The sequence below is a fragment of the Paenibacillus chartarius genome, from assembly GCF_042432825.1.
Taxonomy (GTDB): domain Bacteria; phylum Bacillota; class Bacilli; order Paenibacillales; family NBRC-103111; genus Gordoniibacillus; species Gordoniibacillus chartarius.
On the sequence record NZ_JBHLWN010000031.1, the window covers coordinates 98,203 to 120,344 of the forward strand.

Consider the following 22,142-nt stretch of genomic DNA (forward strand, 5'->3'; position numbering starts at 1 on the left):
TAACCGCTTCAGGAAAATCCGCCGTGCTCTCTATCATAACACCTATTCGGTCTGGCAGGAATAATCCGTATGTTGTTCCTTGCAGGATTACCGGCGCACACAATCGAACAACTATAGGTAACATTCATACTACCAAGAGGTGTTTGGAACATGTCCAAACCGACAATCGGCGTATTGACCCCTGCTACGGACGGGTTTTACTTCAACGGTATCCTGCAGGGCATCCATGAGCGCGCGCAAGAGCTCGGAGCCAACGTCATCGTCATTCGTACGTATGATTCCAATCATGTGAATGAATATCACCGGTATTTGGCTTTTGATCATATAGACGGTTGGATCGTCATCCTCAATGCCGTAGAACAAACTGCTTATCTGCGGCGTATGGAGCACATGGGAAAGCCGATCGTTTGCACGCCGTCGCCGAACGGCTTCGAGAACTCCACAACCTTCGGCATTGACAATGAACAAGGCGGGTACGAGGCAGCGAAACATTTAATCGAGCACGGCCATCGCGACATTGGAATGGTCTACAGCACTACCAATGCGGAAAGCGTGCTCCGCTACAATGGCTACCTGCGGGCCCTGGCTGAGCACGGACTGGCCAGCAAGCCGCATCACGTATTCGATTTGCCGAATCTTTGGGAGAAATATGGGGTCGAGGCCGGCAGATTGATTTTGAAGCGGGGGATCGACTTTTCTGCGATTGTCGTCAGTTCGGATGTGATTGCCGTCGGGATCGTGCAGACGCTGCAATCGGTCGGCATCCGTGTTCCCCATCAGTTAGCTTTAGTCAGCTTCGACAATACGGATTACGCCAAGCGGTTCTCCCTTACTTCCTTGGCCCAGCCCCTGTACGAACGCGGCAGGAGCATGCTTGAGCGCGTTTGGCGGCAGCTTCATACCGCAGACCGCCGGCATGAGACGATCATGGAACCGATGCACCTCGTTGTTCGCCAATCGTGCGGCTGCCATGTTGAGGAGCAGGAGCTTCAGCATGCCGCTCAATATTACAATAGTCTGGACATGGTTGAATTTTTGTCGAACGCCATTCAGCGTAATCATCGGATCGGCCGCAATTTGGTCGGCGGTGACGCCGCCAAGATCAAGAGCCTGTCCTGGCTTGCCGACACCAGCTTCACATGGGGCTGCATGGCGCGCTGGATGGAGAACCGTCAGCTCGTTATTGAAAGTGTGTACAGCACGAAGCCGACCGCCTTGCTCGAGAAGGGAGAGGTGTACCGCGAGGAAGCTTTTCCACCGCTTTCCCTCTATGACTTATTGAACGATCGTGAAGCGGTCGTCGTTCATTCCGTCAAGACCTTGGACCGGGATATCGGCTTCCTTGTGCTCATCGGCAACATTTTTAACCAGCAACAGAACGGCATGACCGGGACGCTGCTCCATTCCATGACCCATACGATCGACCTGTTCTCCTACGCATTGGAGAGAGAAGCGATGTACGAGGAAGCCAGAGACCGGGAGAACCGGCTGGAGATCGTTTCCTCCACAACGAACGACGGCATCTTCGATTGGAATTTAACGACAAATCTCATGCTATGGAACCGCAAAATCCATCATATTCTCGATCATGAAGGCTTAACGATGCAATTCGGCGATTTTGCCAAGCGGATTGCTGCTGACGATCTGGAACAGCTGCGCGTCGCGCTGGACGCACATTACGAGCAGCACATCCCGTTCCAGGCCGAGTTCCGCATGCTCAAGAATGAGAATGAAGTCATTTGGATTCGCGCCGCAGGCGAAGCGCTTCGGGACGCCGAAGGCGTACCGGTCCGCATGATCGGGTCAATCGTCGATATTACGGAAAGGAAGCGGGCCGAGGAGAAAATTCAGCAGATCGCTTATACCGACTTTTTGACGAGCTTACCTAACAGAAGGTACATCTACGAGCGAATCGCGGAAGAGGTTTCCCGCCGGGACGCCTCCTTTGCGGTGATCCTCCTCGACTTGGACCGGTTTAAGGTCATTAATGACAGTCTGGGCCATATGGTTGGGGACGAGCTGCTGCGGCACGTTGCCCAAATGCTGTCGGCCTCCGCCGACCCGCAGGACGTTGTGGCCCGATTAGGCGGGGATGAATTTATTATCGTATGCACCGGTTTAACCGAGCCGTCGCGTCCTCTCGAAACCGCGCGCAGCATTTTAACTAAATTGAGCCAGCCGATAACGATCGACGGGCAGCTCGTCTATGCGACGACCAGCATGGGCATCAGCTATTATCCGGAGCACGGGGACGACCGAGAGCAGCTGATCCAGCATGCCGATATAGCCATGTATCGGGCGAAGGAAGAAGGGAAAAACCGGTTCCAGGTGTATCACCCGGATATGCATACGAATTCCATGAACAAGCTGACCATGGAAAGCTGTCTGCGCGGCGCGCTCGATGCCGGCGAGTTTGAAGTGCATTATCAGCCGCAGCTTGATCTTCACACGGATACGGTCATGGGCTTCGAAGCTTTGCTGCGCTGGAACTCGCCGGTATTCGGGAAAGTTTCCCCGCTTGATTTCATTCCGCTCGCGGAGGAGACGCGGCTCATCTTTCCGATCACCGAGTGGGTTCTCTATCGAGCCTGCAATGACACAAAGCGGCTGCTGGAAGAAGGATTTCCGTCGCTTCTCGTTTCGGTCAATATTTCGGCGCTCCATCTTGCCGATTCCCGGCTGATTCATAGCATCCGCTCGATTTTGCGGCAAACCGGACTGCCGGCTCATCATCTCTGTCTGGAAATTACGGAACGGGCGGCCATCCAGCATCTCGAATCGACGGTCTGCCACTTGCATGAACTTCGTGAAATAGGCGTGAAAATTGCGCTCGATGACTTCGGGGTAGGCAATTCCTCTCTTTCCTTGATCAATACGCTGCCGCTCGACACGATCAAAATCGATCAAATGTTCGTGCGAAGCGTTTCGAAGAGCGAGATCAGCACCGCCATCTTCACGACGATTCTCGGCCTCGTTTCGGACTTGAATTTGGACAGCTGCGTGGAAGGGATCGAAATGCCGGAGCAGCTCGAGTTCGCGAAGACCCGGCGCTGCCGCTTTGCGCAAGGCTTCCACATCGGCAAACCGCTTCCTTATGAAGAGCTCAAATCATATTTGCGTAACCGAATGCCTTAAGCCTTGTCCCTTCCGCCCGCCGGCGGAGGGGATTTTCTCATGCGGGACGTCAACCCCGGCGCACCTCGGAAGGCGGTACATGGCGGCATTTCTTGAACACGCGGCTAAAATAATAAATATCCCGGTACCCTACGGCCAGCGCCACTTCGGAAACGGTCATCGGCGTGTTCCGCAGCAAATAGTCGGCCCTGCGAATCCGGATGTCGTTTACGTATTCGGCCACGCTCTTCTCCGTCAGCTGCTTGAACAGCCGGCTGAAGTGGAACCGGCTCAGCCCCGCCAGCTTCGCCAGCTCTTCTACCGTCAGCTCTTCCTCGGAGCGCTCCTCAATGAACGATAATACGGGTGTCAGCCGCTCCAGGAGGCGCATCCGGTTGCGATATTCTTTGGCCGTTTGCCCGGTTAACGGCTGGCTGCGAATCAACCGGGTCAGCATGCGGTAGAGCGACGCTTTGACGGCGAGCTCGTAGCCCGGCTCCTTCTCGCCCAGCTCCTTCACAATCGATAAATAGTCCTCTCGATAATCGTTCGCTTGAGCGATGAAATTCGGAAACAGCATCAAATTTTGCACGATCGGAAGCATATATTTGCTTTCAATCGCATCCATCGACTGGCTTTGCAGCACTGCAGGATCAAAAATGAGCACATAATAAAACAAATCCTCGGACAAACAAATACCGGCGTGAAGATCGTTCGCATTCATGAAGATCATATCGCCGGGACCGGCGGTCACCGGCACCCCGTTGCACTCGACAACAGCCCGTCCCGACACGAAATAGAGCAGCTCGATATGGCGGTGCCAATGGTTCGCAAACAGCGTGATCCCGTATTCGCTCGCTCGGCAAGGACCTACCTTGACGGGGAAGGCATGGTCGGGCATCGTCATCGGCTCCAGCAAAGCTGGCGGTTTCATGTCGTCCCTCCTGACCAATATCGCACAATAATACAAAGAAACAGCAAACGGTTTCATGGGATAAGGCGGATTATGACTATTATAATACAAGGGAAACCATCCGACATCCAGCATTTGGAGGAGATGCCCCCTTGAGCACCGTTCGTGTCGCCGTGATCGGCCTCGGTTCGATATCCGACAGCCATTTGACATCGTATCAACGGCATCCTGAGGCCCGCTTATACGCCGTATGTGACGTCAACGAAGAAAGGGCCAGGAAGAAAGCGGCCGAATTCGGCGCGGAAGCGATTTATACCGATTACCGCGCTCTGCTTGCCGACGAGCAGATCGACGCCGTCAGCATTTGCACGTGGAACAACCTCCACGCCGAGATCTGTATTGCGGCGCTGGAAGCAGGGAAGCATGTGCTCGTCGAGAAGCCGCTGTGCAAGACGGTCGAAGAGGCGCTGCGCATTCAGGAAGCCGTACACCGGACGGGGCGCCTGCTCCAGGTCGGGTTTGTCCGGCGCTATGACCGCAATGTGCAGATGCTCCGGGAGTTTGCGGCCGGCGGCGAGTTCGGCGATATTTATTATGCGAAGGCGTCGGCGATTCGCCGGCTGGGCAACCCTGGCGGATGGTTCGCGGACATCGAACGCTCCGGCGGCGGTCCGCTCATCGATATCGGCGTCCATATGATCGACTTGCTGTGGTACATGATGGGACGGCCGAAGCCCGTTACCGTGTCCGGCAATACGTACCGCAAGCTGGGCAACCGTGCGCATATCCGGCATTTAAGCTTCTATAAGGCTGCCGATTACGACGCGGCGCACAACACGGTGGAGGATATGGCGAACGCGCTGATCCGTTTCGACAACGGCGCTTCGCTGTCGGTGGACGTGAGCTTTACGCTGCACGCCAAGGAAGACAGCATCTCCACCAAGCTGTACGGCACGAAGGGCGGCATCGAGATCGATCCTAGCGTCACCATCGTAACGGAAAAATACAATACGATTCTGAATGTGACGCCGCAGGTGGATCGGACGGGATTTCATTTTGAATCGGCGTTTCAGCAGGAAATCGGACATTTCATCGAATGCATCCTGACGGGCAAGCAGCCGCTCAGCCCGGTCGAAGACGGCGTGGCGCTCATGAAGATGCTGTGCGGGATTTACGAATCGGCGGCGCTTGGAAAGGAGATTGCCCTATGAAGTTCGGGGTCAGTTCGTACAGCTTATATCCGGCGCTTCGGTCGAAGGAAATGACGATTATCGACGTTATCGATTATATTGCAGACATCGGCGGGGAGCATGTCGAGATCGTTCCGCTCGGCTTCAATCTCACGGAGCAGCCGGAGCTGATCGAAGCCATTCGCCGCCGGGCGGTTGAGGCCGGCATCGAACTTTCGAATTATGCGGTCGGCGGAAATTTCGCAGATCTCGATCCGGATGCCTTCGAGCAAGAGATCGAGCGCCTGCAGCGGGAGGTCGACATCGCCGCGGCTCTGGGCGTCAAGCTCATGCGGCACGATGTCGCCTCTTCGCCGGACATCTCCATTCGGCATTATAACGAGCAGCTGCCCAGGCTGGCGGAAGCGTGCCGCCGTATTGCCGATTACGCGGCGGAGTACGGGATCACGACAAGTGTGGAAAATCACGGGCTATTCGTTCAGGCGGCCGACCGCGTACAGGCGCTCATTCATCTGGTGGACCGGGACAACTTCAAGACGACGCTGGACGTCGGCAACTTCCTCTGCGTCGATGAAGACCCGGCAGCGGCGGTAAGCCGCAATATCGGTTACGCGTCGATGGTGCATATTAAGGATTTCTACGTAAGGCGGGGCGAACGCACCTTGAGCGAGGGCTGGTTCCGCAGCGCCCATGGCAGCTTCCTGCGCGGCGCGATCGTCGGTCACGGCGATATCGACCTGCCGCATGTACTCCGAATCATCAAGCAATCCGGTTACGACGGCTGCTTGTCTGTGGAGTTTGAAGGCATCGAGCCTTGCCGAAGCGGCGCCCGTATCGGCTTAGACCAATTGAAAGCGATGTGGAACGCGGTATGAACAATAAAATCGGAGTCATTGTCGACAGCTTTCGAGCCGGCGTACGGGAAGGGCTCGTTAAAGCCAGAGCGGTCGGAGCGGAAGGCGTGCAAATCTATGCGGTTTCGGGAGAGATGGATCCTGCAAACTTAACGGCTGCCGCGCGGAAAGAATGGCGCGACTATATCGGCTCGTTAGGGCTGGAAATTTCAGCGCTTGTCGGCGATCTTGGCGGACACGGCTTCCAGGACCGGTCAGAGAACGGCTGGAAGATCGAGAAATCCAAGCGCATTCTCGATCTGGCCGTTGACCTTGGCGCCCGGGTTGTCACGACGCATATCGGAATCGTTCCGGCGGATCCATCCGATGAAGTATATGCGGCGATGCATGAGGCTTGCCGGGAATTAAGCGAATACGCCATCGGCATGGGCGCTTATTTTGCGATCGAAACGGGACCGGAGACGGCTGCGCACCTGAAGAGCTTCCTGGACGGCATCGGCTCGAAAGGGATGTCGGTCAACTTCGATCCGGCTAACATGGTGATGGTTACCGGCGACGATCCGGTGCAGGGCGTGTATACGCTTCGCGACTATATCGTGCACACGCATGCGAAGGACGGCATCCGCTTGCGCGAGGTGGACCCGCGGCTCGTCTACGGCGCGCTCGGCTTCGATCCGCTCGATCACGCCAAGCTGGCCGATATGGCCGCCGAAGGCGACTCGTTCCGGGAAGTGCCTCTCGGCGAAGGCGCCGTCGATTGGGATCGTTACTTGCAGGCTCTGCAGGACATTGGCTACGAAGGCTATTTGACGATCGAGCGTGAGGTTGGCGAGAACCCGGAGGCGGATATCGCGCAGGCCGTACAGTTTCTGAAGCGATACCGGTAATTGATGGCAGGCTGCCTAACGCGCGAAAGCCGATGCGGCTTCATATCCGCATCGGCTTTCGTCCGTGTCGTCTCCTACAATTCAATGGCGTGGAAGCGGGACAGCATCGCCGCTGTGAGCAGTGCGGTTTTGCTGTGCTCGATCGTCTGACTGCCGTGCTGGATGCGGATGACGTTCGTCTCTACAGGAGTGATGACCGTTCCCCGCCATGTAGCCGGCTGCTTTGATGTCTTTACATACTTCAGTAAGCCATGAACTTCATCAAACACTTCATGATTTTTCAAGAGTCCATCCATTCGACGTCACTCTCCTCCATTATTAACCATTGCCCTTTGGAGAAAAGATTCGACACAAAATTACGAATTCCTTGTTTATTATATGTAAAATGACGTAATCATCGCGTAACGAAGCTTACTGCTGCCGGCGCAACTGTCATTGCACACAAAGGCTCCTTCCCGTATGTTCGCGGGAAGGAACCTATTCAACCGACATCCGACAAGACAAACGATTGCTGTACATGCTTGGCCGGCAGACGCGATTCCAGCCTACTCAGGAAAGGAACACCCTTGCGCATGAGCGAAAGCATGATGAAGCCGTACCGCTCATGCCGCGCCGGATTGCCGGAACGTCTCAATATATCCGCAAGCTCCTCAATCAGCTTCTCTTCGTCGGACAGCACAATGTCTTTGCGGCCGACCGTTACGACGGAACCGTCCTTCCGCCTGACCCGATATGACGGTTCAGCATATTTCAATCCGGTATTGCCTGCCACTTCGACCAATTCTACGCGTTCTTGCTGTGAGATCCACCAAGCTGTCGTTCCGCTCATGAGAATCACCACCATTTTCCTAGTGTTCGCCTTCTGTTCCCATTATAACAGAACTTATGTTCGGTGTCTATATGCGATTCCGCGTCATGGTCCAGGCGGCTTCCCTTTATGCCTGAATCCGGTACGTAGCCCGCATCGTCTTGATGGTCAAGCCCCCGGCGCTTTCGGTATGCGAAACAAGGCCGTCCAATACGATCTCGTAGCCGTCGTCGGGGAGCTCGACCGGATCGTCCTCCGGATTATGGATCGTCCCCGATCCGACTAATCGCAGTGCGCGGCGGGGCGTGTAAGCGTCCGCAACGCTTTCGCGATCGATCCGCTCCACCCGCTCCAGCTTCAGCCGAACCCGGTCTTTGTCCGTTCCTTCTTCTTTATCGATGGTGAGCACTTGGCCTTTGTGTCCATCGAACCATACCGCCAGATCCTGTGCAGTTGCAATCATGAGAGCACCCCTTCAGGTTCATTCTTCCATGATTAACATGCCCCGGGTCCGGTCCGTTTATTTGCGTCCGATGAGCAATCCGAATCCGAAGCTGGCGTGGTAAGCTGACATGATGTCGTCATAGGTTTTCGCCGTCTCCCAAACCGCTTCGTTCTCATACACGTCCGGGTCCAATTCTTGATGCAAATCGGGGTACCGAACGCTATCCTCCACCGTCATTACGGGAAATTCGGACGGCCGCCATATCGACGAGCTTGCAAAGCCCGCGCCCAGCAGCAGCTCTTTCCACTCCGACATGTTGTATAAACGGCGAACGCGGTAAAAATCCTTAACGGCCGCCAATCCTTCGGCGGGCAGCGGCCTGACGGCGATAATTTCGCGATCATACAAAGTGCCCCCGGAACAAAGGACCCTCGCGTATTCGGATAGCGCCAGCGGTACATCGGCGAAGATCGTGACGGACTCTGCGATCACCGCGTCAAAGGAACCGCCAACGAATGGAAGCGCTTCAATCGATCCTTGCACGAACGTTACGGCGGCCTCCTCGGCGTCTGCGCGGCGCCTTGCCTTCGCCAGCATATCGTCCCGGATATCGAGCGCCGTCACGATACAGCCCATTTTCGCCAAATAGCACGCAGTGCGCCCCGTCCCGCAGCCAACCTCAAGCACACGGCAGCCCGGCTCGATCGGATGCTCCCGAAGCTGCTCCACCGTGGCGCTGAAGCCTCCGGGATGCGCGCTGCCGACCCCGAGCCTTGCCAGCATCTCCATGTATTCCATGCGCCTCGCCCCTTTAAGATGGGTTGTATGCTATCGTATGGCGATTCGCCCTTATCCGGCATAGGCAAACGCACAGAAACCGGCAATTTCCATGTGAAAATCGTGCCGCTGCCGCAGCCTCCCCCTATTCGCTGCCGGCTTCACGGGGCAAAAAGCTGCGGATGTGCTGCTTGATGCAGTCCATACCGATGGCAAAGCTCAGACCGTGATTGTCTTTCACCACGAAAGCGTTCATGCCGATCGCCTGCCCGTTTAAGTTAATGACCGGCCCCCCGCTGTTGCCCGGGTGAATCGCGCAATCCGTCTGCAAAATGTCCTCGTACAGCTTCTTGTTCTTCGTGCTGGCCATCCGCCGGTTCTTGGCGCTGACAATGCCGGTCGTAATCGTATGCTCCAGTCCGAGAGGATTTCCGACGGAAATCACCAGCTCGCCGACTTTCGTTTTACCCGACGAACCTAGCGGCATCGCCGGAAGCGGCTTCGAAGCCCGGATCCGGAGCACGGCGATATCGCGGACCGGATCGCACCAAATAAGCTCCGCAGCATATTTATCACCGTTATACAGCTTGATTTGAATCGATTCCGCATTGTGAACGACGTGTTCGCTCGTCAGGATGTAACCGTCGCTGCGAATGATAAAGCCGGTACCTACGCTTTCCGTCGTAGCCGCATCGTCTGCGTAGGGCCATCCGAACGGAATCGCGAACGAGCCCGAGCGCTGAGGCTTTGCCGGTCTTAGCTGCGCCCGGATGGAGATTACGCTGCGTTTGGCTTGCTGCGCAATGGGAACGAACATATTGCCGGGATGCCGGTAGGCGGGTCGGTTGGCTCTCGTACGTCTTTTCATGAACCACACCTCCGTTTCAAAATGTGGAGAAGCGAAAGCGGTTCATCCGCCTCTTAGTCTGTAGCAGTGTATGAAAGCTACTGTTCGTTCGTATAGGTAATTGCCCTCGCGCAGCTGCCTTTTATCCGTAGGCCCCCGGACGTATGATCACATATTTTTATCACACATATCCAAATATATAAATTTACAATATAGATATTTCGGAGTAAGCTTTAGTCAACAAACGATTCCCGACAAGTCCTGTGTAATTTTTACAGAAATACACTTTATTTCGTATCCTAATATCAAGCTCAGGTGTAAGGAGGAGCAAGCGCATGGCGAAAGTAACAGGATTAGAAGGCGTAGTCGCCGCAGAAACCGATATCGGTCTAGTCGACGGCGAACGGGGGCATTTGATTTACCGGGGCTACTGGGCGAAGGATGTGGCGGTGCACTTCAGCTTTGAAGAGGCCGCTCATTTGCTGTGGTACGGAGAGCTGCCGGATGAAGGCGAGCTGTTTCGGCTGAAGGAGCGGCTGCAGGCGTACCGGGAGCTGCCCGCGTCTTTGCCGCCGCTGCTGGATGCGATGCCTAAGTCTCTCCCGACGATGAGCGTGCTGCAAGCAGCCGTCGCTTCGCTGACGGAGCCTGACGGCACGCCGGCCGCATGGCCTCCGGCTCCATCGCAAGCGGAACGGCTTACCGCGCTCCTGCCGGCAATTATCGCTTACCGTTACCGGCGCTCGAAGGGGCTCGACCCGGTTCAGCCTCACCCGGAGCTCGATCATGCCGCCAATTATTTGTATATGCTGACGGGGACTATCCCCGAGCCTGCGCACGCCAAAGCGCTGACGGCGTATCTCATTCTGGGCATGGAGCACGGCATGAACGCTTCTACGTTCTCGGCGCGGGTAACTTCGTCGACCCAATCGGATATGTACGCGGCCGTAAGCGCTGCGATCGGGACGATGAAAGGGCCTCTGCACGGCGGAGCTCCGTCCGAAGTCATTGCGATGCTGGAGGATATAGGCACTGTCGAACGGGCCGAAGGGTGGCTGCGCGCCGTTCTGGAGCAAGGAGGCAGGCTGATGGGCTTCGGGCACCGCATCTACAAAACGAAGGATCCGCGGGCCGAGGCGCTGCGTACCGTAACCGAGAAGCTGACTGGCGATACGGATTCCTTTAAGCTGGCGCTCCACGTCGAACAAACCGCCATTCGCCTGCTTGAGGAATACAAGCCCGGAAGGCGGCTCTACACGAACGTTGAATTTTTCGCGGCGGCCATTATGAGCGCCATTCAGCTCCCTGCCGAGCTGTTTACCCCTACGTTCACGGCGGCGCGCACGGTCGGCTGGACCGCGCATGTACTGGAGCAGGCGGGGGTCAACCGCATCTTCCGTCCGCAATCGGTATACACCGGTCCGATGCCGACGCTCGGCGATTAATCTGCATTACGAACGGGCCGGTACGCCGGCCTTTTCGCTTTCCTCCGGTACATACAGCCGCACGCAGTTTCTTCCCGAATGTTTCGCCATATACAGCGCTTTATCGGCCGCCTCGATCAGTCCCTCCAAAGGAACCGCCGGATAATTCGCTCCGCCTACCGATACCGTCAGCTTCAATTCAACGCCTCCCGGCAGCGGGAACGCCGTATTCTCAATCGTCATTCGTACCCGCTCCGCCACTTCCCGCAAGTAGCTGTTCGGACAATCCGGCAGCAGGATGGAAAACTCCTCCCCGCCGTTGCGCGAAACGATGTCAAACGATCGTGCCGCCGTCCGCAGCAGCTTTGCCAATTCCTTCAAAATCAAATCGCCCGCCGGATGCCCGTACTTGTCGTTAACCTGCTTGAAATGATCGATATCGATCATCAGCAGCGACAGCTTCTCGCCCTTCTTCTCGGCGTTCGTAGCGATTTCGTTGAAGATGCGGTCAAACGAGCGAACATTGTTGACTTGCGTTAAGTGATCCGTCGTCGCCTCCTCTTCCCTTTGTAAAAACAGCTGGTTCGAGCTCGTCACATATTTCACGAGATAAGCGGCGAACAGCTCCCCGCAAATGACGGCGGGAATGAAGTGCAGAAGAATCGTCATAGCCGTCTCCCAAGGCAGCATAATCCAAACGCCGACTGCAATGCTGCAAACCGACAACAGCGTCGCCAGCGTCCATTTGGCCCAATAATTCAAACCCTTCCACTCGAAAATCAAGCCGGCGCCGACAGCCACCGCAACTACCATATACATGGAAGTAATCGATGCGCTCGTAATCCCGCCGAACAGCACAATCCGGCCGAGCTGGATGAACAACCCTGCAGTCAGCGAAGCAAGCAGCCCGCCGAGACTGGCTGCAACCAAAATGAACACTTGCCGCAAATCGAACATCGAGCTGGGCGGAACGCTGACGCTGAAAAACATGATGAAGATTCCGAACAAACCGTTGACCAGCCCGATCGACAACCGCGCGGACCAGGTAGTGCGGGCTGAATAGATGTCGATTTTCTTGAAAATTCTACTGGAGAAGAAGATCAGGGTTGTGATGATCGCAATGTTGCTGATAACATCGATTAACAGCGGTATCACCGACCTTTATCGCATGATACGACACATTTCTACATAAACCGTCTAATTCCTGCTGCTATTACGCCGTGCGCCCTACAAATAGAAAACCCGCTTCAAGAGAGCGGGTTTTCTTCAGAAGCGGCGCCGATATCGGCTCGCACATTTTCGCCGGTTGCATCATGTTTCACGTCGTTAATGCCGACGCTGGAATACGTGTAGATGTCATCCAGCTTTTCATCGCCGGCTTTGCCGATCTTCTCGGCCGATTGGGCATCGGTTACATCCATGTTACGTTCTTTACGGTCACTCATCCTTGTTCCCTCCCGTCGCATCGGCGCCTCGGCTTAATCCTCCGGAGTCCGGTCCAGATACAGCCTCGTCACTTCGGTGTAATCGCCGCTTTCGATTTCCTCGGCTGTCGCTTCGTCTTCAAGCGGATCGTGCCCATGGATGCCGGGGGCCATTGTCGGTTCATGCCCTGCACCTCCATGCTCCCGCCGTTCATCGGCTTGCTGTCCCATGTGCGCACCTCTCATCCTGATCTTACCGCCCTTTTACTATGTGCAGCAATGGCATGACAAATACGCACCCCCCGCTCCATCGGGGAGTGCGTATATTGCGGCGTTCACGAACCGCCGGCTGTGCTCTTTATTTCAACAACGCGGCTAACCGCGCCGGGTAATCGGTAATGATGCCCGAGACACCGGCGTCAATAAGACGCTTCAAGTCCGCCTCGCTGTTCGCCGTATACGGGTAAGTCCGCAGACCGGCGGCGCGCGCCTCCGCTACGTCGTCGGCACCGATCAGCTGGTGCTGCGGATGAAGCGACAGAATATCGGCGTTCAAGCTGCGGGCGTATCCCGCATGGGAGCCAAGATTCGCCGCGTACAGCAGACCGATGGCCGCCAGCGGCTCCTCGCGCTTCAGTCGAAGCATGCATTTATGATCGAACGACGAAATGACGACGTTATGGAAGCGGCCGCGGCTGCGCAACAATTCCAAGACCGCCTTCTCCATCCGCCCTTCATACGAGTGCTTAATTTCTACATTAATGAGGATATGGTCCGGAACTATGTCGAGCACTTCGCCAAGCGTCGGTACATATTGGCCGGTATAGCGCTCGTCGAACCAGCTTCCGGCATCGAGCTTGCGGATGTCCGCATAGACCGCTTCGAAGATCCAGCCGCTGCCGTTCGTCGTGCGGTCAAGCGTCGGATCGTGACAAACGACAATTTCGCCATCCTTCGACAAATGCACATCAAGCTCGATCCCTTCGGCGCCTTGCTTCAGCGCAAGTTCGAACGAAGCCAGCGTGTTTTCCGGCGCTTCGCCTGCGGCGCCGCGGTGTCCGATGATCAGCGGACGAGGTAAGGACATCGTCGTACAACTCCTTTAGCTGCATACAAAGTAGGAATGCTTCTCCGTCATTATAGTGGATGCCTCTCGCTTCAGCCATAGCTTGCACCACGGTTTGACACTTCTCAACAAAATCTTAATAAAATATTGACACTTGGTAAACAAACCGCTTGTACACTTACGGAGGATGTTTACGAGAAAGGATGGGTTCAACCTTGGAATCGTTAGAACGGGAACTGTTACCAACGGCTCCTTCCGCAGCCTCCATGACGCCCGGCCCGAGAGCCGTCGGCAAGCTGTCGACGCTGAGCGGGATGCGCATCAGAGAGAACGTCTTGGCCATCGGATTCCTTGCACCTTCGTTACTCTTATTCGGCATTTTTTTGTTTTACCCGCTGATCCAATCCGTATATTTGAGCGCTCACTTAACGGATCCGCGCGGACGGATCGCCGCCTTCGTCGGGTTGGACAACTACGTCACCCTGCTTTCTTCGGAAGCGTTCTGGAACAGCCTGAAAGTAACGGGGCTCTTTACGCTGTATACCGTCCCGACCGGGATCGTCCTCGGGCTGATCATGGCGGCTCTGACCCATACGAAGCTGCGCTTCATGCGCGTGTTTCAATTTGTCTTTTCGCTGCCGCTTGCTCTTTCGGTCAGTACGACGGCGGTCATATGGATGATGCTGTTTCATCCGACGCTAGGCATGTTCAATTATTTTTTGCAATCCGCAGGCTTAGCTCCCGTACAGTGGCTGACGGATCCCGCGAACGCGCTCCTCTCCATCTCGCTGATGACCGTCTGGATGCATTCCGGGTTTAACTTTATCGTGCTGCTGAGCGGCATGCAGGGCATCTCCGACGATATTTACGACAGCGCCCGCATCGACGGCTCCGGCCCGATCCGGACGTTCGTCCAGATTGTCACGCCGCTGCTGTCGCCGACGATTTTCTTCTTGATCATCGTTTCGATCATCAACGCCTTCCAATCTTTCGGGCAAATGCACATTTTGACGAAGGGCGGTCCCGCAGGGGCCACGGAAGTGCTCGTGTATTCGATTTATAAAGAAGCGTTCGTCAATTATCAGTTCGGTACGGGCAGCGCCATGGCTCTCGTCCTGTTCGTCATCATTTTGATCTTGACGATCGTTCAATTCACCGTGCTGGAGAAGAAGGTGCATTATCAATGATCGCATCCCGATTTATCCGCAGCTCGCTCGTTTACATTTTGCTGACGATTCTTGCCGCCGTGATGGTGTATCCGCTGATTTACACGTACCTGGCCGTCTTTTTGACGCCGGCGGAAGCCAACACTTTTCCGCCGAAGCTGATTCCGTCCAGTCTGTATCTGGGCAATTTGACCGGCGTGCTGAAGGCCATTCCGGTTGACCGCTTCATTATCAACAGCTTCGTGATCGCTACGATCATCATGATCGGTCAAGTGTTGACCGGCGCGATGGCCGCCTATGCGTTCGCTTACATCCAGTTTCGCTTCAAGGCGTTCTGGTTCGCCCTGTTCCTGTCGACGATGATGATCCCGTGGGAAGTGACGATCATTCCAAACTACCTCACGATCAAGAAATGGGGCTGGCTTGACACGTATCCGGGACTAACCGTGCCGTTCCTTGCTTCCGCCTTCGGCGTATTTTTGCTGCGCCAGTTTTTCCTCCAGCTTCCCAGGGAGCTGTTCGAAGCGGCGCGGATGGACGGCTGCGGCCATATCCGCCATTTCCTCAGCATCGTGCTGCCGCTGAGCCGGCCGGCACTCGCCACCTTGTCCGTGTATGTGTTCCTGCAATCTTGGAATATGTACCTGTGGCCGCTGCTCATAACGAACAGCGACAAGATGCGTACCGTGCAAATCGGTATCTCCATGCTGCAATTCGAGGAGATGACGGTATGGAGCATCGTTCTCGCCGGCGTAGCTCTCGTGCTGCTGCCTTCCCTGCTGCTGCTCGTACTCGGGCTGAAGCAGCTCGTGCGCGGCATTACCGCGGGCGCGGTGAAGGGCTGACCATATCGCAAGCAAGTCTATTGTCCGGTGATTGCCGCCATCTCCGGCGGTTCACATATAAAAAACTATTATTCATTAAAGGGAGAGAAAAAATCAATGAAACATTTGAAGCTCCGCAGCTTCACGGCGTTCGCCGCAATCGGCGCGCTGATGGTTACTTCCGCTTGTGGCAGCACAGCATCCGAGAATGCGAACACCGCTCCGGCCAACACTTCGGAGAAGCCGGCTGCATCCGCAGCCGCTCCGGCAGCTTCTACCCCGGTTAAAGTTCTGTGGTGGCACTCGATGGGCGGCGAGCTCGGCAAAGCGGTCGATAAGCTTGTAGCAGACTTCAATGCTTCGCAGAAAGATATTCAAGTAGAAGCGGTGTATCAAGGCTCCTACGACGAAAGCTTGAACAAAATGAAAGCTTCGATGGATTCCAAGTCCGGCCCGACGATGATTCAAGTGTTCGAGATCGGCTCCCGCTTCATGATCGATTCCAAAGCGATTACGCCGGTACAGAAATTCATCGATGCTGAAAAATATGATCTTTCCAAGCTGGAAGAGAACATTCTGGGCTACTATACGTTCGACGGCAAGCTGAACTCCCTGCCGTTCAATACGTCCAACCCGATCCTGTACTATAACAAGGATATGTTCAAGGCTGCGGGCCTCGATCCGGAGAAGCCGCCGCAAACGTTCGAAGATGTTAAGAAAGCCGCTGAAGCCATTTCCAAGACGAAGCCGGGTGCAGGCGCTTCGTTCGCCATCTACGGCTGGTTCATGGAGCAATTCTTCGCCAACCAGGGAGCGGAACTGATCGATAACGGCAACGGCCGTACATCGCCAGCGACGAAGTCCCAAGTGAACTCCGACATCGGCGTGAAGACATTGACCTGGTGGAAAGACCTCGTTGACAGCAAGGTCGCAACGAACCTCGGCCGTAAAACGGACGATACGAAGAAAGCGTTCCTTGCCGGTCAAGTGGCGATGACGCTTGACTCCACTGCCTCCCTGCGCGGTATCGTAGACGGCGCGAACGGAAAGTTCCAGGTCGGTACGGCATTCCTGCCGAAGCCAGCCGATGCGAAAGAAGGCGGCGTAATCGTCGGCGGCGCATCCAACTGGATTCTGAACAACAAGCCGGAAGCCGAGCAGAAAGCCGCTTGGGAATTCATGAAGTTCTTGGCGAAGCCGGAAACACAAGCTTTCTGGCACATCAACACCGGTTACTTCCCGATCACGAAAGCTGCTTATGACCAGCAAAGCGTGAAGGACAACCTGACGAAGTATCCGCAGTTCAAGACGGCTGTCGACCAGCTGCACAACACGAAGCTGAACAAAGCGACGCAAGGCGCAGTCATGGGCGTATTCCCGGAAGCTCGCCAGCTGACGGAAACGGCTATTGAAGAAGCGCTGACCGGCAAGAAGCAGCCGCAGGCGGCTCTGGACGATGCAGCGAAAGGCATCTCGGAGAAAATTGCCAACTACAACAAGACGGTAGCGAAGTAAGCCCTACCGTACCAATGAAAAATCCCGTAACCTCGGGCATAGAGGCTACGGGATTTTTCGTTACATCAAGCTTACTTCTGCATCCGGCTCTTCTTTCCGCTCTCCAGCATTTCAATCGACTTCGCGATGCGGCTCTCGCGGGTTTCCGCCTTCTTCGCGTCCGTAATCCAGCTGACGTACTCCTTCTTATGCGTATAGGCGATCGCTTCGAACAGCGACTTCGCCGCCGGGCTCCGGTCCAGCGCAGCCTGAAAGTCGTCCGGCACTTCAACGAAGCGCGGCTTGTCCGTTCCGGAAGCCGGCCTTTCCCTAACGACCCTGCCTTCCTCCGTCACCTTCTCGAACTCCCGCGTCATCGAAGCGATCGCATCGACCGGCCGGGCCCGCATCGACGACCACGTCTCGTCCAGCGAGACGAGCGATACGCCGGTCCAGCCCGCCGCATGTACCGTTTCCCACCCGGCATCCCGGGATATGTCCGTCTTGATCTTGCCGCTCTTCTTCGGGTAAGCGATCCAGAGCAGGCCGTCACGCCTGACTGCGCGCAGCGCCACCGGGGCCAGGCTCTCCATCTCCGCCACGCTCCGCACGAACAGCTGCACCCAATCGAATTCGCCTCCCTCTACCGGGAACGGCCCCGTCTCCGGGTTCCATACCGTAATCTGCGCTCCTTCCGGCAGAACGTCCAGCTCGGCCGTATACTCCTCCGGTGCGTTCATGACCAGCATACGCAGCGGCCCCTTAACGAGCAGCTTCTTCACATGTTCCGCATTCATCCATCATGCACCCTTCCGCTTTATGCTCCGTAACCGCTATTTCTGTTGTACCCGATTTCGCGCAAGAAGGCAATAAAGTGGACAGCAAAACAAAACCAAGAACAGTTTATCGTGGCTCCGACTATGATTAAGGCTTTTTGAAATATTAACCCGACACCTTGGAAAAGGAGGAACATACAGAGGACAACGATCGAACTGCTCCGGTTCCAGCGAAGCTTTGTAATCAAGGAATGTTCTCAAGAAGCGGATGGGAATGCTGATTCCTGCCGCTTGCGGATCTTTCAGCATGAGCCGCGTCATTTCGGCGTTATTGCAGACCAGCTCCATTCTCGATACAAGAGTAATCGGAACCCGCAATCAATCCAGCATGCAGGGGAACGTATCCATGATCCATTTGCCGGCCCGGCTCACCAGCTTGTTCGGAGCGAGCTGATCGCGAACGCTCGGGTTACTCGTATCCACGAATGTCGTCGCAATCAGCCCTTTGACTCCCCCTGACTTTACAGCCGCATGATAAGCGAGCATACCTCCGATACTCACTCCGAATAAAACAACAGGTTTGCCGTCCCGTTGAATCTCCCGTTCCACGAAATCCGCAAGCATCTGCACCCAAAGGCCGTAATCCAATAAGGCCAAAGAGTCCACAGAACTAAGTCCATATGGCGGAAAATCCGGCGCAACGACGTCATATCCATTCGTTTGGAGCAGCCTCGCATAAGGGGCCAACAATCTTCCGTTTCCGCCCGCACCATGGATGAGATCACTTGATGCTGGATTGCTCGCGGGGAAACGATCCAGGTGAATCGGACAATCGTTCCAGCTCCAATACTCCTCCGCCGGCAAATGATGTCCATGGATTCGCATGTCCTCTGGGAAAAAGCTCTGATATTGCTCCCAATATTTCATATGAACATTGTAAAATGGCTGTTTACCGTTACCATCCATGAATTTGCGGTCCCCCCTCATCCACTCCCTACATGTAACATTCGGTTTTGTATGCCCCATACCTTCTTGGGAAAATGAAAAAACCACTTCAACGAAAGAAGTGGCTTCGTTCCTATTTGCTGTCACGTTCCGCAATACGTCCGGTATGGACGGCCGGAAGGTCTAGGCGGAGCGCAATATACGGATCGATCCGGGGAAGCCTCGTATGGCTTCGCCAGAACGTCTAGCAGACGTTCCATCACGGTGAAATCATGATCGTTCACCGCCGCGTCAAGCGCCTCCTCCACCCGGTGATTACGCGGGATCACCGCCGGATTGCTGCTGTTCATCAGCTCTCGTGAGGCATCCTTCGATTCCGGCTGGCGGTCCAGTCGCGCACGCCACTTCGTTTCCCATTCGGCAAACGGTTCGGCTTCGAACAGGCTGGAAGCTTCCCGTTCTTCGGAAGCGAGCGCACGGAACGTATTTGTATAATCCGCTTCATACTTATGCATCAGTCCGAGCAGGTCTTCAATAAGTGCCGCATCCTCGGACTCTTCGTTCACAAGCCCCAGCTTCCTCCGCATGCCGGATAACCAGTGGCCGCGGTACAGCTGCTGGAATTCGGCAATTTCCGTCTCGGCCAGCTGGATGGCCTGATCCGTATCGGTATGAAGCAGCGGTAGCAGCGACTCCGCGAATCTCGCCAAATTCCAAGCCGCAATGGTTGGCTGATTACCGTAGGCATAACGGCCGTACGTGTCAATGGAGCTGAATACCGTCTCCGGATCGTAGACGTCCATAAAGGCGCAAGGTCCGTAATCGATCGTTTCTCCGCTGATTGCCATGTTATCGGTATTCATCACTCCATGGATGAATCCGACGAGCTGCCACTTCGCAATAAGCGACGCTTGACGCTTAATCACTTCCCGAAGGAAAGCTGCATAGCGGTTCTCGCCCCCGTCCACATCCGGAAAATGTCGCTGCAGCGTGTAATCGGCGAGTGCCCTGAGCACTTCGACATCTCCGCGTGCCGCTGCATATTGGAACGTCCCGACACGGATGTGACTGGCCGCCGTCCGCGTCAAAACAGCGCCGGGGAGCTCGGTTTCCCGGTATACCGGCTCGCCGGTGGTCACTACAGCCAAACTGCGCGTCGTTTCAATGCCGAGGGCATGCATCGCCTCGCTGATGATATATTCGCGCAGCATCGGTCCAAGCGCAGCCCGGCCGTCGCCCCGCCGCGAATAAGGCGTCCTGCCGGAGCCCTTCAGCTGAATATCGACCCGATCGCCGCGGGGCGTGATCTGTTCGCCAAGCAGGATAGCCCGGCCGTCACCCAGCATTGTGAAATGTCCGAACTGATGTCCGGCATACGCCTGAGCGATTGGACTGGCACCATCCGGAACGCGGTTGCCGGCCAGTTCAGCGATAGCGTCTTTGCTGCGCAGCGCCTCTACATTCAAGCCCAGTGAGTCGGCTAACGACTCGTTAAGCACGGCTAAGCGCGGTAAGGCGACAGGGTTCAAGCTCACTTTGCTAAAAAGTGCTTCGGGCAGCCTGGCATAACTGTTGTCGAAGTTCCAGCCGGTATCGATCATTACGATTTTCTCTGTCATGGTTGTTCGGTTTCAACCCCTTTGCAGTGATCCTTCGTTACAACTAGTATATCCTATCTGCGTTCCGACCCGCAGCCTTTACACACATATACGATACATTCACGAAAAAAATCCGCTCTCCGGTCCTAAGCCGTTGAGCGGATTTTCCTTTATTATTTACCGAGCGTGTGGATCGGATGTCCGAGCGCGCCTTCGGCAGCGTCCATAACCATCTCGCCCAGTGTCGGGTGAGCGTGGATCGTCAGGGCGATGTCTTCCAGGTTAGCGCCCATTTCAAGCGCCAGTGCGAGCTCAGCGATCAGGTTCGAAGCTTCCGGACCAACGACTTGCGCGCCGAGCAGCGTATTCGTGCCTTTCTCGGCAACGAGCTTCACGAAGCCTTGCGTCGCATTCAGCGAGTTGGCGCGGCCGTTGGCGGCGTAAGGGAACTTGCCCGTTACGACCTCAATACCCTGCGCTTTCGCTTCCGTTTCGCTTAGGCCGACGCCGGCGATTTCCGGATCGGAGAACACGACAGCAGGAATTGCCTTGTAGTCGACTACGCTAGGCAGACCCGCGATCGCTTCCGCAGCGACCTTCGCTTCGTACGAAGCCTTGTGCGCCAGAGCCGGACCCGGAACAATATCGCCGATAGCGAAAATGTGCGGGATGCTCGTGCGGCCTTGATTGTCGACCTCGATCAAGCCGCGGTCGGTCATTTTGATGTTGATCAGGTCAAGTCCGAGCTCTCCGTCCGTATTCGGACGGCGGCCTACCGTGACGAGCAGGTAATCGGCCGTGATGGAATGCTCGGTATCGCCGACTTTGTACGTTACCGTTACGTCGTTTTCGGTCTGGCTGCTGGACTGAGCCAGCGCGCCGGTTACGATCTCGACGCCGGATTTTTGCAGATTGCGTGCTACCAGCTGCGACATTTCCTTCTCGAAGCCCGGAAGGATCGTTTCGCCGCCCTCGAGAATTGTCACCTTCGTGCCGTACTTCGCGAACGTTTGGCCGAGCTCGATTCCGATATAGCCGCCGCCGATAACGACCATGCTCTTCGGCAGCTCCGGCAGGCTGAGCGCTTCCGTCGACGAAATGATGCGGCCGCCGTAAGGGAACGGCTTCAGTTCGATCGGACGGGAGCCCGTAGCGATAATGCAGTTCTTAAACCGGTATCGCGGCGCTTCCTGCTCATTGAAGACGCGCGCTTCGTTCTCGTTGATGAACATCGCTTCGCCTTCGAACATTTGCACCTTGTTGCCCTTCAGCAGCATCGAGACGCCGCCGGTTTGTTTCTTGACGATGGAGTTTTTCCACTCGATTACCTTCTGGAAATCGAGCTTCACGTTCTCCGCGCTTACGCCCATATCGGCGCTGTGCGACATTTCCTCATAGCGATGAGCCGCAGAGATCAGCGCTTTGGACGGAATACAGCCAACGTTCAGGCAGACGCCGCCCCAATGTTGTTTTTCGACGATCAGCACGCTCTTGCCGAGCTGTGCCGCGCGAATTGCCGCGACATATCCGCCGGGACCCGCTCCGATGACGAGCACGTCGATATCGATGGAAGCATCACCGACAACCATG

22 protein-coding genes are annotated in these 22,142 nt (G+C 55.7%); 8 read left to right on the plus strand and 14 right to left on the minus strand.

Annotation, left to right across the window (positions count from 1 at the left end; genetic code table 11):
- Nucleotides 1-150 precede the first annotated feature (150 nt).
- Complete coding sequence (locus tag ACFFK0_RS08475) at nucleotides 151-3,135, plus strand: EAL domain-containing protein (RefSeq protein WP_377469674.1); 2,985 nt, start codon at nucleotides 151-153, stop codon at nucleotides 3,133-3,135.
- Nucleotides 3,136-3,184: 49 nt separating this feature from the next.
- On the opposite strand, the gene ACFFK0_RS08480 is transcribed toward ACFFK0_RS08475, so the two are convergent.
- Nucleotides 3,185-4,048, minus strand: a complete 864-nt coding sequence (locus ACFFK0_RS08480; protein ID WP_377469675.1) for an AraC family transcriptional regulator — start codon at nucleotides 4,046-4,048, stop codon at nucleotides 3,185-3,187.
- Nucleotides 4,049-4,179: 131 nt separating this feature from the next.
- Between ACFFK0_RS08480 and ACFFK0_RS08485 the strand changes: the two genes are divergently transcribed.
- The 3 genes from ACFFK0_RS08485 to ACFFK0_RS08495 are packed head-to-tail and all read left to right on the plus strand — an operon-like array spanning nucleotide 4,180 to nucleotide 6,958.
- Nucleotides 4,180-5,238, plus strand: coding sequence for a Gfo/Idh/MocA family protein (locus ACFFK0_RS08485; protein WP_377469676.1), 1,059 nt, complete (start codon nucleotides 4,180-4,182; stop codon nucleotides 5,236-5,238).
- Nucleotides 5,235-6,092, plus strand: a complete 858-nt coding sequence (locus ACFFK0_RS08490; RefSeq protein ID WP_377469677.1) for a sugar phosphate isomerase/epimerase family protein — start codon at nucleotides 5,235-5,237, stop codon at nucleotides 6,090-6,092. The genes ACFFK0_RS08485 and ACFFK0_RS08490 overlap by 4 nt, the downstream gene beginning before the upstream one ends.
- A complete protein-coding gene (locus ACFFK0_RS08495; RefSeq protein WP_377469678.1) occupies nucleotides 6,089-6,958 on the plus strand; it encodes a sugar phosphate isomerase/epimerase family protein in 870 nt (289 codons plus the stop codon). Before ACFFK0_RS08490 ends, ACFFK0_RS08495 begins: the two co-directional genes overlap by 4 nt.
- A gap of 74 nt (nucleotides 6,959-7,032) precedes the next feature.
- On the opposite strand, the gene ACFFK0_RS08500 is transcribed toward ACFFK0_RS08495, so the two are convergent.
- The 5 genes from ACFFK0_RS08500 to ACFFK0_RS08520 all read right to left on the minus strand — a co-directional run bounded on the left by ACFFK0_RS08500 (nucleotide 7,033) and on the right by ACFFK0_RS08520 (nucleotide 9,856).
- A complete protein-coding gene (locus ACFFK0_RS08500; RefSeq protein WP_377469679.1) occupies nucleotides 7,033-7,254 on the minus strand; it encodes a hypothetical protein in 222 nt (73 codons plus the stop codon).
- Between the two features lie 185 nt (nucleotides 7,255-7,439).
- Nucleotides 7,440-7,787 (minus strand): hypothetical protein, encoded by a 348-nt coding sequence (locus tag ACFFK0_RS08505; protein WP_377469680.1) that lies wholly within the window; start codon nucleotides 7,785-7,787, stop codon nucleotides 7,440-7,442.
- A 106-nt stretch (nucleotides 7,788-7,893) separates the two neighbouring features.
- A complete protein-coding gene (gene ymzB / locus ACFFK0_RS08510) occupies nucleotides 7,894-8,229 on the minus strand; it encodes a protein YmzB (protein ID WP_377469681.1) in 336 nt (111 codons plus the stop codon).
- Nucleotides 8,230-8,286: 57 nt separating this feature from the next.
- Nucleotides 8,287-9,009, minus strand: coding sequence for a class I SAM-dependent methyltransferase (locus ACFFK0_RS08515; protein ID WP_377469682.1), 723 nt, complete (start codon nucleotides 9,007-9,009; stop codon nucleotides 8,287-8,289).
- Nucleotides 9,010-9,133: 124 nt separating this feature from the next.
- Nucleotides 9,134-9,856, minus strand: coding sequence for a S1C family serine protease (locus ACFFK0_RS08520; RefSeq protein ID WP_377469683.1), 723 nt, complete (start codon nucleotides 9,854-9,856; stop codon nucleotides 9,134-9,136).
- A gap of 314 nt (nucleotides 9,857-10,170) precedes the next feature.
- Here ACFFK0_RS08520 and ACFFK0_RS08525 point away from each other — a divergent pair, with 314 nt between their 5' ends.
- Nucleotides 10,171-11,280 carry a citrate synthase gene (locus ACFFK0_RS08525; protein WP_377469684.1) on the plus strand — a complete coding sequence of 370 codons (1,110 nt, stop codon included), beginning with the start codon at nucleotides 10,171-10,173 and terminating at the stop codon, nucleotides 11,278-11,280.
- A gap of 6 nt (nucleotides 11,281-11,286) precedes the next feature.
- Here the strand turns inward: ACFFK0_RS08525 and ACFFK0_RS08530 are convergent, their stop codons facing one another.
- The 4 genes from ACFFK0_RS08530 to ACFFK0_RS08545 all read right to left on the minus strand — a co-directional run bounded on the left by ACFFK0_RS08530 (nucleotide 11,287) and on the right by ACFFK0_RS08545 (nucleotide 13,770).
- Nucleotides 11,287-12,414, minus strand: coding sequence for a GGDEF domain-containing protein (locus tag ACFFK0_RS08530; RefSeq protein ID WP_377469686.1), 1,128 nt, complete (start codon nucleotides 12,412-12,414; stop codon nucleotides 11,287-11,289).
- Between the two features lie 92 nt (nucleotides 12,415-12,506).
- Nucleotides 12,507-12,704 carry a hypothetical protein gene (locus ACFFK0_RS08535; protein WP_377469687.1) on the minus strand — a complete coding sequence of 66 codons (198 nt, stop codon included), beginning with the start codon at nucleotides 12,702-12,704 and terminating at the stop codon, nucleotides 12,507-12,509.
- A 33-nt stretch (nucleotides 12,705-12,737) separates the two neighbouring features.
- Nucleotides 12,738-12,914, minus strand: a complete 177-nt coding sequence (locus tag ACFFK0_RS08540) for a hypothetical protein (RefSeq protein WP_377469688.1) — start codon at nucleotides 12,912-12,914, stop codon at nucleotides 12,738-12,740.
- Between the two features lie 127 nt (nucleotides 12,915-13,041).
- A complete protein-coding gene (locus ACFFK0_RS08545) occupies nucleotides 13,042-13,770 on the minus strand; it encodes a glycerophosphodiester phosphodiesterase (protein ID WP_377469689.1) in 729 nt (242 codons plus the stop codon).
- 245 nt (nucleotides 13,771-14,015) lie between these two features.
- Between ACFFK0_RS08545 and ACFFK0_RS08550 the strand changes: the two genes are divergently transcribed.
- The 3 genes from ACFFK0_RS08550 (at nucleotide 14,016) to ACFFK0_RS08560 (ending at nucleotide 17,254) form a co-directional block, all read left to right on the plus strand.
- Nucleotides 14,016-14,936 (plus strand): carbohydrate ABC transporter permease, encoded by a 921-nt coding sequence (locus ACFFK0_RS08550; RefSeq protein ID WP_377469947.1) that lies wholly within the window; start codon nucleotides 14,016-14,018, stop codon nucleotides 14,934-14,936.
- Nucleotides 14,933-15,760 carry a carbohydrate ABC transporter permease gene (locus tag ACFFK0_RS08555; protein WP_377469691.1) on the plus strand — a complete coding sequence of 276 codons (828 nt, stop codon included), beginning with the start codon at nucleotides 14,933-14,935 and terminating at the stop codon, nucleotides 15,758-15,760. The genes ACFFK0_RS08550 and ACFFK0_RS08555 overlap by 4 nt, the downstream gene beginning before the upstream one ends.
- Before the next feature lie 96 nt (nucleotides 15,761-15,856).
- Nucleotides 15,857-17,254: an ABC transporter substrate-binding protein gene (locus ACFFK0_RS08560; RefSeq protein WP_377469692.1), complete on the plus strand. Its 1,398-nt coding sequence runs from the start codon at nucleotides 15,857-15,859 to the stop codon at nucleotides 17,252-17,254.
- Between the two features lie 71 nt (nucleotides 17,255-17,325).
- Here ACFFK0_RS08560 and ACFFK0_RS08565 read toward each other — a convergent pair whose 3' ends face one another.
- The 4 genes from ACFFK0_RS08565 to lpdA all read right to left on the minus strand — a co-directional run bounded on the left by ACFFK0_RS08565 (nucleotide 17,326) and on the right by lpdA (nucleotide 22,141).
- Complete coding sequence (locus tag ACFFK0_RS08565) at nucleotides 17,326-18,030, minus strand: YdeI/OmpD-associated family protein (RefSeq protein WP_377469693.1); 705 nt, start codon at nucleotides 18,028-18,030, stop codon at nucleotides 17,326-17,328.
- Between the two features lie 357 nt (nucleotides 18,031-18,387).
- Complete coding sequence (locus ACFFK0_RS08570; protein WP_377469694.1) at nucleotides 18,388-18,975, minus strand: alpha/beta hydrolase; 588 nt, start codon at nucleotides 18,973-18,975, stop codon at nucleotides 18,388-18,390.
- Nucleotides 18,976-19,097: 122 nt separating this feature from the next.
- Nucleotides 19,098-20,573: a protein adenylyltransferase SelO gene (locus tag ACFFK0_RS08575; protein WP_377469695.1), complete on the minus strand. Its 1,476-nt coding sequence runs from the start codon at nucleotides 20,571-20,573 to the stop codon at nucleotides 19,098-19,100.
- 152 nt (nucleotides 20,574-20,725) lie between these two features.
- Complete coding sequence (gene lpdA / locus ACFFK0_RS08580) at nucleotides 20,726-22,141, minus strand: dihydrolipoyl dehydrogenase (RefSeq protein ID WP_377469697.1); 1,416 nt, start codon at nucleotides 22,139-22,141, stop codon at nucleotides 20,726-20,728.
- Nucleotide 22,142 lies beyond the last annotated feature (1 nt).

What these genes read in the sequence shown, in the direction of transcription:
- ACFFK0_RS08475 (WP_377469674.1), top strand. Translation starts at nt 151, where the DNA reads ATGTCCAAACCGACAATCGGCGTATTGACCCCTGCTACGGACGGGTTT.
- ACFFK0_RS08480 (WP_377469675.1), bottom strand. Translation starts at nt 4,048, where the DNA reads ATGAAACCGCCAGCTTTGCTGGAGCCGATGACGATGCCCGACCATGCC.
- ACFFK0_RS08490 (WP_377469677.1), top strand. Translation starts at nt 5,235, where the DNA reads ATGAAGTTCGGGGTCAGTTCGTACAGCTTATATCCGGCGCTTCGGTCG.
- ACFFK0_RS08495 (WP_377469678.1), top strand. Translation starts at nt 6,089, where the DNA reads ATGAACAATAAAATCGGAGTCATTGTCGACAGCTTTCGAGCCGGCGTA.
- ACFFK0_RS08500 (WP_377469679.1), bottom strand. Translation starts at nt 7,254, where the DNA reads ATGGATGGACTCTTGAAAAATCATGAAGTGTTTGATGAAGTTCATGGC.
- ACFFK0_RS08505 (WP_377469680.1), bottom strand. Translation starts at nt 7,787, where the DNA reads ATGAGCGGAACGACAGCTTGGTGGATCTCACAGCAAGAACGCGTAGAA.
- ymzB (WP_377469681.1), bottom strand. Translation starts at nt 8,229, where the DNA reads ATGATTGCAACTGCACAGGATCTGGCGGTATGGTTCGATGGACACAAA.
- ACFFK0_RS08515 (WP_377469682.1), bottom strand. Translation starts at nt 9,009, where the DNA reads ATGGAATACATGGAGATGCTGGCAAGGCTCGGGGTCGGCAGCGCGCAT.
- ACFFK0_RS08520 (WP_377469683.1), bottom strand. Translation starts at nt 9,856, where the DNA reads ATGAAAAGACGTACGAGAGCCAACCGACCCGCCTACCGGCATCCCGGC.
- ACFFK0_RS08525 (WP_377469684.1), top strand. Translation starts at nt 10,171, where the DNA reads ATGGCGAAAGTAACAGGATTAGAAGGCGTAGTCGCCGCAGAAACCGAT.
- ACFFK0_RS08535 (WP_377469687.1), bottom strand. Translation starts at nt 12,704, where the DNA reads ATGAGTGACCGTAAAGAACGTAACATGGATGTAACCGATGCCCAATCG.
- ACFFK0_RS08540 (WP_377469688.1), bottom strand. Translation starts at nt 12,914, where the DNA reads ATGGGACAGCAAGCCGATGAACGGCGGGAGCATGGAGGTGCAGGGCAT.
- ACFFK0_RS08545 (WP_377469689.1), bottom strand. Translation starts at nt 13,770, where the DNA reads ATGTCCTTACCTCGTCCGCTGATCATCGGACACCGCGGCGCCGCAGGC.
- ACFFK0_RS08550 (WP_377469947.1), top strand. Translation starts at nt 14,016, where the DNA reads ATGACGCCCGGCCCGAGAGCCGTCGGCAAGCTGTCGACGCTGAGCGGG.
- ACFFK0_RS08555 (WP_377469691.1), top strand. Translation starts at nt 14,933, where the DNA reads ATGATCGCATCCCGATTTATCCGCAGCTCGCTCGTTTACATTTTGCTG.
- ACFFK0_RS08560 (WP_377469692.1), top strand. Translation starts at nt 15,857, where the DNA reads ATGAAACATTTGAAGCTCCGCAGCTTCACGGCGTTCGCCGCAATCGGC.
- ACFFK0_RS08565 (WP_377469693.1), bottom strand. Translation starts at nt 18,030, where the DNA reads ATGAATGCGGAACATGTGAAGAAGCTGCTCGTTAAGGGGCCGCTGCGT.
- ACFFK0_RS08570 (WP_377469694.1), bottom strand. Translation starts at nt 18,975, where the DNA reads ATGGATGGTAACGGTAAACAGCCATTTTACAATGTTCATATGAAATAT.
- ACFFK0_RS08575 (WP_377469695.1), bottom strand. Translation starts at nt 20,573, where the DNA reads ATGACAGAGAAAATCGTAATGATCGATACCGGCTGGAACTTCGACAAC.
- lpdA (WP_377469697.1), bottom strand. Translation starts at nt 22,141, where the DNA reads ATGGTTGTCGGTGATGCTTCCATCGATATCGACGTGCTCGTCATCGGA.